Raw genomic sequence first — 11,656 nt, 5'->3', positions numbered from 1 at the left:
GGCCAAACTGCTTGGGCGCGAGCGGTCGTGAGAGCGTCGGTCAGGCGCGGGCGGCGGCGTCTGACAGCCAGGCTTCGATCAGCCGCTGCACGTGAAGGGCGGAGCGCACGCTATTGTACGGCTCGCGGCCCTGTTCGATTGCATCCAGCATCTCGGTGATCACGCCTCGATGCGGGCCGTGATCGAACGCCATTGGATCGGCGCCACCGCCGCCGGATTGCGCAGTCCCGACCGTCTCTGGCGGGCCTTCGTGGCGATGGATGACCAACTGGAACGTCTCGAGATAGGCCGAGCCGCGCGTGCCAGCGATTTCGATACGCTCCGGATAGCCGGGCCGCGCAACGCTGGTGGCATCGAGTACGCCGATGGCACCGCTTTGGAAGCGCACGGCCGCCGCCGTCACGTCTTCAGTATCGATCGTTCGGAGCGGTGAGGTCGATGCAAAACCGGCGACGTCCTTGTGCGGTCCCACGAAATGCAGAAGCAGATCGAGCGTATGGATGGCCTGTGTGAGCAATACGCCGCCGCCATCGCGAGCCTTCATGCCGCGGCCCGGTTGACGGAAATAGGCGTCATCACGCCACCAGCGGATCGATGCACTCGCCGACAAGATATCGCCCAGATCTCCCTGATGCAGCACGGCCTTCAGGCGTAGTGCTGCAGGACGAAAGCGATGTTGCAGGCACACACCGCACCGCACGCCGGCAGCCTCCGTGACGGCCGCGAGTTCCTCACCCCTGGCAACCGATATCTCGACGGGCTTCTCGACCAGAATGTGCTTTCCTGCTGCGGCTGCAGCCTGCACGGTCGCCAGATGCGTTCCAGGGGGTGTCAGTATCAGGACGAGATCGAGATCCGAGCGCGACAGCAAATCCTCTTGGCTATCGAAAACCGGAACGCCCCACTGCTGTGAAAACGCTGACCGCCGGTCCGCTGACGGCGCAAATCCGCCGACGATCGTAATCCGTCCCTGCGCCTGCAATTCAAGCAACGAAAGAATATGCGGCTTCACCGCCATTCCTAGCCCAATCAGGCCGACTCCAATTGGCATGCGTCTCTCCCGATGGCCGACCTTCTCAAGGCGCCGACTTGTCGGCTCTTAGGGTCGGTAATGACGTCACAGATTGATATGCGAACGAGCAAGACGGGCAAGGTGCGACATCGCGACATCAGCAAGTCCTGCTCATGATCGGCCGATTGCGATCCCCCAATGCTTGACAGATGTCGCCCAACTCGTCGATGCTGTGTTTACAAATAAATGACAACCGCGCGCGACGCGGGTGCATATGCCAGGGAGGAATCGGAAATGCGGATCTGTCCGAATGCATTATTGCGCCCGTTTGCCGGCGCCGTGGCTGTCCTCGCCGTGACGGCCTTCGCTGGTGAACCCCTGAGGGCCGCCGAGCCGATCGTTCTCTCGATCATCGATACCGGTGGCGATCTCGCATCTACCCAGGTCATCATCGAGAACTACAAGAAGGCCAATCCCGACAAGATCAAGGAGATCAGGATTCAGCGCGCGCCGGCGCCGGAGCTGCCGGCCAAGATCAAGGCTCAACAGGATGCCGGACGGCTGGACATCAACCTTGTGCTGACCGGACAGGACGGTGGCGCGTTTCTCGCGGCCAACAACCAATTGATCAAGATCCCCGATTTTGAGAAGCAGTTTCCGCGCGATGAGATGACGCCTGCCGGCAAGGCGCTGTACGACGAGGGCCGCGACTACATGGTGCCGTCGGTGGGCAACGCCGGCGGGCCGGTGTTCGTCTACAATCCCAGCAAGGTCCCCAACCCGCCGAAAACCGCCGAAGAATTGCTGGCCTGGGCAAAGGCAAATCCGGGACGGCTGATGTATGCGCGTCCGGCAAATAGCGGACCGGGACGGTCGATCGTACTGGGCATGGCCCACATCCTGAATGACTCGAAGCCACTCGATCCCGACAAGGGGTGGGACAAGACCTGGGCCTATCTGAAGGAGCTTGGGCAATACGTCGAATACTATCCGACGGGCACCGCGATCACATTGAAGGAATTCGCCCAGGGGCAACGCTGGATCATCGCCGGCATCATGGAATGGGACATGAAGCCCCGTGCCCAGAGCGTCATCCCGCCGGACTCCAAGATCACCATCCTTCAGAACACGACCTTCGTCGTCGACGGACATTACTGGTGCATCCCCACAGGCGTGCCGAAAGAGCAGGTCGACGTCATTCTCGATCTCATGAAGTTCATGCGCCGGCCCGAGCAGCAGGTGCTTTCCTGGCCGGGCTTCATTGGGCCGACGATCACCGCGGCCACCATGGAAAAGGCACCCAAGGAGATCCAGGAACTGGTGAAGGAGTTCTGGCGGCCCGAATACGACGAGGTCGGCACCAAATGGAAAGTATCCCCGCCGCTCGGCGTGAAGGAATTGAGCTACGCGATGGATCGTTGGGACCGGGAAGTGGGCGCAAACCAGGTCAAGAAGTAATCAATTCGATGAGCGTGCGGGTCCGCATGTACGGACCCGCAGGTGGCTGTGTTGCTTCTTACTCAGAAACGGGACGACATGAACGGGCCGGGAGATACGTTGGACTCGCTGAAGCTTGGAATCACCAAGCGCTACGGCAACAAGACCGTGCTGGACAACCTCGAGCTCGATATCCGAAAGGGCGAGTTCGTCACCTTCCTCGGACCGAGCGGATGCGGAAAGTCGACGGCCTTGTCGATCGTCGCTGGCCTGATTGCGGCGACCGAGGGCGAGATCAGGCTCAATGGAGCGCGGGTCGATCATCTGCCGCCCGAGAAGCGTGCGTTCGGAATGGTGTTCCAGAACTACGCACTTTTTCCCCACATGACGGTCTTCGACAACGTCTCGTTCGGGCTCACCTTGAAGCCATTGTCCAAGGAGGAGATCAAGAAGCGCACCGATGCGATGCTCAAACTGGTGCAATTGACCGGCTATGAGGAGCGCTATCCGGGCCAGCTCTCCGGCGGTCAGCAGCAACGCGTTGCGATTGCGCGTGCCCTCGTGTTGCATCCGCGCCTGATGCTGTTCGACGAGCCGCTATCAAATCTCGATGCCAAGCTGAGGGTCGAGATGCGGGCGGAGATCAAGCAGATTCACGCCGCGCTGGGGCTGACGTCGATCTACGTGACTCACGACCAGGCCGAAGCACTGTCGCTGTCGGACAGGATTGTGGTGTTGCGCAATGGCGTCCTGATGCAGTCGGGTACCCCACAGGAAATCCACGACCGACCGAAGAATGTCTTCGTGGCGGATTTCATGGGTTTCCGGAATTTCTTCAAGGTCAGGATCGCGTCGGTGTCGGACGGGATCGCCGAGGGCGTTGGTGACGGAATCCGGATTCGGGCGCGGGCAGGGGCCGATGTGCGAGCGGATGTCGATATGGTCATGGCGATCCGCCCGGACGATATCCGGGCGGGCGGTGAGGTGGTTTCCGGTGCCGAAGATGTTAGTGGCCGTGTCGAAGTGGTCGAGTATCTCGGTCGGGAACAGGAAGCCGCCATACGCATCAATGACAACACGCGAGTCTGGTTACGCACCGCCGAGGCGATACGAACCGCCGACACGATTGGCCTTCAGTTTCCGATCGACAAGGTCGTCTTGCTTCCTGCGGAATAGGCGAGAAAATAATGCGCGCCGTAGCCAACGATGAGAAGAGCGAATTCGACGCGCTGGCATTCTTCTGTTTGCTGCCGTCCTTGCTCTACGTTCTATGCATGTTCGTCTATCCGTTTTTGTATGGTGTCTATCTCAGCCTTCAGCCGCAAAAGGTTGGCGGCTTCAGCCTCGCGAACTATCTTACCTTCTTCAGCGATCCCTATCAGTATGGTACGATCTGGATCACCTTCAGTCTGGCGATTCCCACTACGATCGTTGTCCTTCTGCTCGCTCTTTGGCTGGCTTACGGCATGCGCCGGGGCATTTTCATGGAACGGACCGTGACGACGATCTTGATCATGCCTATTTCGCTGGGCGTGATCCTGCTGTCGGAAGGTATCTTGGGCTTCTATGGTTCCCAGGGTTGGTTCAATCAGGTCCTTCTCGGATTAGGGTTTATCAAAGAGCCGTTCATTCTGACCCATAACTACGCTGGCGTTATGCTGGCGTTGTTCATGCAGCAGTTTCCGTTCTGCTTCCTGATGCTGCTCGGATACATATCCGGCATCGACCCCAGCCTTGAACGCTCGGCGCGGATGCTTGGTGCGACACCTTCGATTGTCTTCCGACGCGTGATGCTGCCGCTCATCGCGCCCGGTCTTGCCATCGCATTCGCACTGGTGTTCGTCATGAGCTTCGCGGTCTTTCCGTCCGCCATCATGCTCGGGCAGCCGGCGGGTACCACGCGCACGATCTCCATTGCGGCCTATCAGAAGGCCTTCGAACAATATGACATGTCGGCTGCTTCCGCGATCGCGGTGGTTATGGGCCTGTGTCAGCTGGCAGCGCTGCTGGTCATCATCCTGTTCCGTCGCCGGTTGTCGCCGGCAGCGACCATGGGCGTCGGAAAAAGATAGGGCCGCACAATGCGAAGCAGAATGTGGAAGCTCTCGCTCTATCTGTTCATTGTGGGTTTCATCCTCAACATGCTTGGGATCGTGTCGCATGTTGTCGTGAGCTCGTTCGCTAAGCGTTGGTTCGGCGGTCTGCTGCCGCCGGCTTATACAACTGACTGGTTCGCTTATGCGTGGAAGAATTTCGATCTGGGGCAGGTGTTGGGTGTCACGCTGCTGATCGTGGTCGTTGTTGTCTTCCTTGCATTGGCCATTGGATTTCCGGCCGCTTACATTCTTGCACGACGAAATTTCCGATTCAAATCGGTCATTCTGCTGCTGTATTTTCTGCCGCTTGTAATCCCACAGATGACTTACGGGATTCCGCTGGCGACTACTCTCTACCGATATGGGGTCGGCGGATCAGTCGTCGGCGTGATGCTGGCAGTGTTGGTGCCGATGGTGCCGCTGGCCGTCTTCGTGTTGATGCCGTTTTTCGAGCAGATCAGCGTCAATCTGGAATGGAGCGGGTCAATGCTTGGCGCAAGCCGGGCTCAGATTTTCAGGCGGATTCTGTTTCCCCTGATGGTACCGGGAATACTGACCGCCGGCGTCCTCGTGCTGGTCAATACGATATCGAATTTCGAGCTCGCATTTCTTCTCGGCGGCGGTGGATCGCAGACGCTCGTCGTCGCGCTATTCTACAACATGTTTGCCGGTGGTGTTCGCCCCGTCTATTCCATCGATGCCATGGCCGTGATCTACATGGTGATGGTCATGACGCTGCTTCTGATTGCATTGCGGTTCGTGCGCCCGACACAGATGGTGTTCAAGCTCGACAAGTAAATTCATATTTGAGGCTGCGCGTGCTTGGTCATCGCCAGGGTTGGCTCATGGTACAAGGCGGACAGGAACCACCTGCTGAAGCATGGCGTCGGACCTAGTAACTGGCATCGACTTTTGTCACGATCTTGAACCTGCCGTTCGAGGCGCGCAGATGTATGGAACGTTGAGCAGTCCGATGACGAGTAGCCGGTTGGGTTCTCGTTCGCATATTAGTTCATGGGCATCAGCGCGGTCCTGCGGGCGCCTGTTTCCAAATTGAATTTCGTGACTTTGCGGGTACCTTGTATTTTGCGCCATACTAGTTTGGACTTCATCCGCTAACCGACGAGGTAACGGTGCAGATCATCTTCGCGCCGATCACTTTGACCGCTGATGCGCCTGGTCAGACTCCGACTGGTGATCGGAAGCTGTTGTCGGTTGTTTCAGCGCTGAGATGGGTTCAGCGCTACGTCGGACCTGAAACCCGCGCGTCCCCTCAATGGATTGATGTCGTCAGCAGGCTAGCTGCTGCGAGCGAAGATCCGGTCAGCACTGTTGACGCTAGGAATGCACTTCACGATGCAATGGTCGCCTATGGTTGGGCCAAGCGGAGCATCCATTGATTTCGTTTTGGCAAGGGGCCGCGCTGTGTCAGCCGCCGACATAGATATTGCCAGTATGACGGATTCAATCTGGTGCTGCGCGCGGCTGATGCGGTGTTGATTGTCGAGTCTACTCGCGCCTCATTTCGTCGGATCGGCGCCACGATTATCGGAAGGCGCGTGCCGTCGCCAATCGCATCCGCGCAGGGTGTGTTTACCTCAACGGCGCTGCATTCGACCGCAGCCTTCCGTTTGGCGGATACAAGCAGTCCGGTAATGGGCGCGAGTTCGGGGTTTTCGTCTTCGAAGAATATCTGGAGGTCAAAGCGATCATCGGGTAGCGAAGCCGGCTTCACCCTCAGAACACGATAGCCGTTCGCCGCAACTAGTCCGCCATGAGGCTGTCGTAGCTCTCGCGGCGCGACGGCCGCGCGCTTCCTCCAAGTTGGCGCGCGGCCGCGACCCATTCTATCGGATTGCCCGCTCAGATTTCGTCGCCATAGCGAAGCCAGCGATATCGATAGTTCGACGAAGGTGCTCTGCATTCGGGGCGCGGGGGCACAGGTTCGAGGTCTGCCACTTTTTCCCTGATTTCAATGGCTTAGTGTAGGGCCGGAAGCCACTTGAAGGCAGTTTTGCACCCAGCTGCATTTTTACCCGTCCTTCACGTAATCGGGCTTTACCCGGTTAGGCACCTGCAGATTCCACTTCTTGGTGGGGGGGGTGGCTGCAGCTGGTTGGGCGTTCCTGCATCCAGGGCGCGCAAAAACGCCGTGTCAGCCTCGGTAATACCGCGCCGGGGACCTCCAGTGTCCAAGACATCGGGGCGACATGTAGCGCTTGTCGCAAGTGATCATCGCGCTTAGTCATAGGCGATGTTGTCGAGTGGTTCGAATCCGGCACTGGTGTCGTTCCCGCGTCGCTCTCATGGGCATCTTTATTTATGGCTGTGCAATACGAGCAAATTGCCGAAAGACTGCGGGCATATCGCATCGGGAGGGGCCTCTCCACGGAGGAGATGGCGGCCCAACTCGGAATTTCCAGAGCGGCGGTCTACCGGCTGGAAAAAGGCGGATTGATCAAGCTTGAGATACTGGAGCGGATTTCCGAATTGCTCGGCGTCTCACTGGCTTCGCTGCTGGACGCGGGCGTCGAATATCATAGCAACGCTGTCAGCTTCTTCGAGCGCATGCGCCAGATCGAGCTGACCTCGGAGCGCGTGCTGGCGCACTATGAGCCGATCTCGTTCATTCTAGCATCCGAAGACTACAACGATCATCTGCGCCAGATGCTCATCGAGACGCTGCCGGCGAACGGAGCGAAGGCCGATCTCAAGCGACAGATTGACGATGTGATTCGAATTCTGTCGGAACGGAAATCGCTGCTACGTCAGAAGCAGCCCAATGTGGCCAGCATCATCGGCGTGTTGGAGATCGAACGGTTTTTGCGTCTTGGACTGGTGGGACGCCTGGATCTTCCTGCCGCCGTGCAGAAGAAGCGGCGGCTGGCTGCTGCGGTCGAAGTGGAACGGATCGCGCAGTTGATGGAACAGGAGCCGGTTGGAATCCAGATCGGCCTGGTCGAGTGCGTCATGCCAAGTCAGACATTCCAGATATTTCGACGCAGCGAGGGCTCGCTGGTGTCGGTCAGTCCGTATCGTCTGGGTGAATTGCCGAACATCCTGACGGGCGTTGCCATTGTCACGGCCGCTGCGGAGGCCGTCCAATTGCACGAAGCGATGTTCAAGAAATTGTGGAACGGGTCCGTCCGGGGGGCCGCCGGCGCAATGCTGTTGCGAAAGCTGATGAAGCGCACGCTGGCATAGCTGTGCGAGTCGGAAGTCGCGGCGGATAAATTTTGAGACAGCGCGGATTTCCAGTCGAATCTATTCGTTGTGCAGATGGTGGCGTTATTTGCGTCATTTCGCGTGATATTTGCTGCCAACCTATGCAGTGCGAAAGCGGTTCGTTGACGTGTTCGGCGGGCTGTCTCAATTTTGATATTTTTGTTGACTTTTGATCTGCGGCCCAACAATTTTGATCACGTCGAAATGGGGGATTGCGTGCAGGCTCGTCGTCAGGCCGGTCGCCGATCCAGTCAATCCCGGTCGAGACGTCATTCGAACCTGCAAGCTGCGACAGGAGACATCAATGCTAGGCCAGCCGACCCAGAGCAACCTCGCGGCTTTCGATGAAATTCCGATCGTCGATATCTCAGGTGCAAATGATCCGTCCAAGCGGGCGGCTCTGGCCCGCGAGGTCGTCGCGGTAGCCGAGCAGGTCGGGTTCATGTACATCGTCGGCCACGGCATCGGCGACGATATCCTGGACGGCGTGTTCGACATGAGCCGGAAATTCTTCGACCTGCCGGATGCCGAGAAGCGCAAGATTCACATCTCCAAGTCGCGTCAATACCGCGGCTATCTCGGCCTTCGCGAGAAGGGCGATACCGACCCGAGCTTCAAGGGCAATAATCTGGAAGCGTTTCATTGCGCGGCGGAACTCGACGAAAGTCACCCTGATGTCAAAGCCAATCTGCCGCTGCGAGGTCCAAACTTGTGGCCGTCCGGGCCGGACGGTTTCCGCGATATCGTCTACTCATATTATGAGCGGACCTACCAGGTGGGGACCACGCTGCTCGAATTGCTCGCGGAGGGTCTCGGCGAGCCCACCGACAAGTTCACGAAATACTATGCCCACGATGTGTCGCAGTTGCGGTTGCTGCGCTATGCGCAGATCGAAGATCCTACCGTCGAGCTGTTGGCGCGCGCGCATTGCGACACCGGCGTCATCACCATCCTCTCGCAGGACCAGACCGGCGGCCTGGAAGTGCAGAACAAGAGCGGCGACTGGATCGCGGCGCCTCCGTTAAAGGGCTCTTACATCATCAATATCGGCAACACGCTGCAGTTCTGGACCAAGGGCAGGTTTTCCTCGACCAATCATCGTGTCGCCAACCGCGGCAGCGGTGCGCCGCGCTTTTCGATCCCGTTCTTCATGACGCCGGATTTCGACGCCGTGGTGAAGCCGCTGGGGTCGGAGAATGAGCCCGAGGCGCCGACCTTCAGCGTCGGTGAAGAGATGCTGACCACCTACAAGCGCATCTGGCCGTCGCCGGTCGTCTGATCGGTGCGCAGGGTGCGGCACGACGATTGCATCTGTGAACACGGGCCGTGGAGCGCTTACGGAATATCAGATTGACCCCACGGACCTGCCTGCCTCTTCAGGACAATTGACGTTGAACCACTATCGGAATTGCCAACCAAGGAACTGACATGAGGTCTACCTCGATCGCCGCTGTCGTCGGCGTACTTCTGGTCGCCACCGGTGTGCAGGGGGCGGAGTTGCCGGAGGCGATCAAGAAGGCCGGCGAGTTGAAGCTGACTGTCAGCTCGACTTACGCGCCGATGGAATATCGCGATCCCGCCACCAATGAACTTGTCGGGCTGGACATCGATCTCGGCACTGAGATCGGCAAGCGGCTCGGACTCAAGGTGGTCTGGAGTGAGACCAAATTCGCCGAGATCATCCCGGCGCTGCAGACCAAACGCGCTGATTTCGTCATCAGTGGCATTTCGGATCGGCTGTCGCGCCGCGAGACCGCCGACTTTGTCGATTATCTGAAGACCGGCCCGCAATTCTTCCTTCTGTCTGAGAGCCCCGTTCAGGCCGCCATCGACCTCTGCGGCAAGAAGGTCGGAACTACCCGCAGCACGATCTATCCCCAGGACATCGAGCGCTGGAGCAAGGCCAATTGCGAGACCGCCGGCAAGCCCGCGGTGCAGTTCACCCCCGGTGAGAATGCGGTCGATGTCCGCAATCAGCTGAAGCAGGGCCGCATCGATGCTGCGGTGCAGGGCAGCGAGACACTGCCTTATGCCCAGCAGCAGGAGCCGGGCAAATACCGCGTCGTCGGCGAGCCGATCGGCAGCGGCTATCAGGGCATCATGTTCCGCAAGGAAGACACCGTGCTGCGCGACGCCGTGTTCGAGGCGCTGGGTGCGATGATCACCGACGGCACCTACAAGACCATCCTCACCAAATGGGGAATCCCGGGCAACGCGATCGAAAAGCCTATGATCAACGCGGCCGCGCAATGAACGCAGCGGAACGACTTGCTGGCGATTTCCCCGATCTGTCGGGGATGCCGATCGCGCGGCAGCTGCACTGGCAACGCTGGATCACTGCGGCCGCGATCCTTGTGCTGCTGGCGGCTATCGGTCGTGCTTTCGCCAACGGTCAGATCGAATGGTCCTATGTCGGCCGTTTCCTGACCGTACCGGTAATTTTGCAGGGCATCGCCAACACCATGATCATGGCGGTGCTTGCGATGTTGCTCGGCATCGTGCTCGGGGTCGTCATCGCCATCATGCGGCTGTCGTCCAATCCGGTGCTGAAGACGGTGGCAGCCGGCTACACCTGGCTGTTCCGTGGCACGCCTTTGATCTTGCAGTTGCTGCTCTGGTTCAACATCGCGCTGGTGTTTCCGACCATCGGCATTCCCGGCCTTTGGTCGGCGCGGGCGGTCGACGTCATGACGCCGTTCCTGTCGGCGCTGCTTGGCCTCGGCATCAATCAGGGCGCCTACACCTCCGAGGTCATGCGCGCCGGGATTCTGTCGGTGGATACAGGGCAATACGAGGCCGCGCAGGCGATCGGCATGAGCCGGCTGCAGGCGCTGCGCCGGATCATCTTTCCGCAGGCGATGCGCGTCGTGACGCCACCGCTCAGCAACGAGTTCATCGGCATGGTCAAGGCAACGTCGCTGGCCAGCGTGATCCAGTATCCGGAAGTGCTTCATAACGCCGAAAATATCTATTACGCCAATTCGCGCGTCATCGAACTCCTGATCGTGGCCGGGCTCTGGTACCTGCTGGTGGTGTCGATTCTGACTCCGCTACAGATGTTGATCGAGAAGCGCTTCGCCCGCGGTTCAGTACAGACGCTGCGATGAACAGACCCCTCGTTGCGATCCGCTCGGTCAGCAAGACCTTTGGCGACTTTCAGGCGCTGAAGCAGGTCTCGCTGGATGTGCATGCCGGCGAAGTGATGTGTCTGGTCGGCGCGTCCGGCTCGGGCAAGACGACGCTGCTGCGCTGTGTCAACCAGCTCACGGAGATCGACAGCGGCGCCATCTGGCTCGATGGCGAACTGCTCGGCCTACGCGAGGAGGGCGGGCGGTTGCATCGCCTGAATGAGAAGCAAATTGCGAAGCAGCGGCTGAAAACCGGCATGGTGTTCCAGCGCTTCAATCTGTTCCCGCACAAGACCGCACTTGAGAATATCATCGAGGGACCGATGCAGGTGCAGTCGCGCAATGCCGCGGAGGTCATTGCCGAGGCGATGGAATTGCTGCGCCGTGTCGGGCTGGCGGAAAAGGCCGGGTCCTATCCCTCGCAACTGTCTGGTGGCCAGCAGCAGCGCGTAGCGATTGCGCGCGCGCTGGCGATGAAGCCGATGCTGATGCTGTTCGACGAGCCGACCAGCGCGCTGGACCCGGAACTGGTCGGAGAGGTACTCGCGGTCATGAAGGAGCTCGCGCGCAGCGGCATGACCATGATGGTGGTGACGCACGAGCTCGGATTTGCGCGCGAGGTCGCCGACAAGGTGGTCTACATGGATCGGGGCGTGATCGTGGAATCCGGAACGGCGGCCGAAGTCCTCGGCGCGCCGCGTGAAGCGCGAACGCAACTCTTTCTCTCGGCAGTGATCCGATGATGCTGGGAAACGACG

Annotated in this window: 10 protein-coding genes and 1 pseudogene; 10 read left to right on the top strand and 1 reads right to left on the bottom strand. The window is 59.3% G+C overall.

What is annotated here, in order from left to right:
* Positions 1–40: 40 nt before the first annotated feature.
* Positions 41–1,051: a Gfo/Idh/MocA family protein gene (locus tag CHC01_RS02660; protein WP_089262201.1), complete on the bottom strand. Its 1,011-nt coding sequence runs from the start codon at positions 1,049–1,051 to the stop codon at positions 41–43.
* A 255-nt stretch (positions 1,052–1,306) separates the two neighbouring features.
* Between CHC01_RS02660 and CHC01_RS02655 the strand changes: the two genes are divergently transcribed.
* From CHC01_RS02655 to CHC01_RS02610, 10 genes and pseudogenes are all read left to right on the top strand, one after another.
* Positions 1,307–2,470: an ABC transporter substrate-binding protein gene (locus CHC01_RS02655; protein ID WP_176454477.1), complete on the top strand. Its 1,164-nt coding sequence runs from the start codon at positions 1,307–1,309 to the stop codon at positions 2,468–2,470.
* 99 nt (positions 2,471–2,569) lie between these two features.
* Positions 2,570–3,625: an ABC transporter ATP-binding protein gene (locus CHC01_RS02650; RefSeq protein WP_244558192.1), complete on the top strand. Its 1,056-nt coding sequence runs from the start codon at positions 2,570–2,572 to the stop codon at positions 3,623–3,625.
* 11 nt (positions 3,626–3,636) lie between these two features.
* The gene (locus CHC01_RS02645) at positions 3,637–4,521 is read left to right on the top strand and encodes an ABC transporter permease (protein WP_089262195.1); all 885 of its coding nucleotides are present in this window, start codon (positions 3,637–3,639) and stop codon (positions 4,519–4,521) included.
* A 21-nt stretch (positions 4,522–4,542) separates the two neighbouring features.
* The gene (locus CHC01_RS02640) at positions 4,543–5,343 is read left to right on the top strand and encodes an ABC transporter permease (protein ID WP_244558191.1); all 801 of its coding nucleotides are present in this window, start codon (positions 4,543–4,545) and stop codon (positions 5,341–5,343) included.
* Positions 5,344–6,100: 757 nt separating this feature from the next.
* A pseudogene (locus CHC01_RS02635) lies at positions 6,101–6,265 on the top strand (aldehyde dehydrogenase family protein); the annotation flags it as partial.
* A gap of 602 nt (positions 6,266–6,867) precedes the next feature.
* The gene (locus CHC01_RS02630; protein ID WP_210185343.1) at positions 6,868–7,749 is read left to right on the top strand and encodes a helix-turn-helix domain-containing protein; all 882 of its coding nucleotides are present in this window, start codon (positions 6,868–6,870) and stop codon (positions 7,747–7,749) included.
* Between the two features lie 325 nt (positions 7,750–8,074).
* Complete coding sequence (locus tag CHC01_RS02625; RefSeq protein WP_089262191.1) at positions 8,075–9,049, top strand: isopenicillin N synthase family dioxygenase; 975 nt, start codon at positions 8,075–8,077, stop codon at positions 9,047–9,049.
* A gap of 149 nt (positions 9,050–9,198) precedes the next feature.
* Complete coding sequence (locus CHC01_RS02620; protein ID WP_089262189.1) at positions 9,199–10,023, top strand: ABC transporter substrate-binding protein; 825 nt, start codon at positions 9,199–9,201, stop codon at positions 10,021–10,023.
* The gene (locus CHC01_RS02615; RefSeq protein ID WP_176454476.1) at positions 10,020–10,877 is read left to right on the top strand and encodes an amino acid ABC transporter permease; all 858 of its coding nucleotides are present in this window, start codon (positions 10,020–10,022) and stop codon (positions 10,875–10,877) included. The genes CHC01_RS02620 and CHC01_RS02615 overlap by 4 nt, the downstream gene beginning before the upstream one ends.
* On the top strand, positions 10,874–11,641 hold the full coding sequence (locus tag CHC01_RS02610; protein WP_089262185.1) for an amino acid ABC transporter ATP-binding protein: 768 nt from the start codon (positions 10,874–10,876) through the stop codon (positions 11,639–11,641). Before CHC01_RS02615 ends, CHC01_RS02610 begins: the two co-directional genes overlap by 4 nt.
* The last annotated feature ends 15 nt before the right edge of the window (positions 11,642–11,656 follow it).

This window comes from Tardiphaga sp. OK246, from assembly GCF_900188215.1.
GTDB lineage: Bacteria > Pseudomonadota > Alphaproteobacteria > Rhizobiales > Xanthobacteraceae > Tardiphaga > Tardiphaga robiniae.
This window is presented reverse-complemented; position numbering and strand designations above follow the sequence as displayed.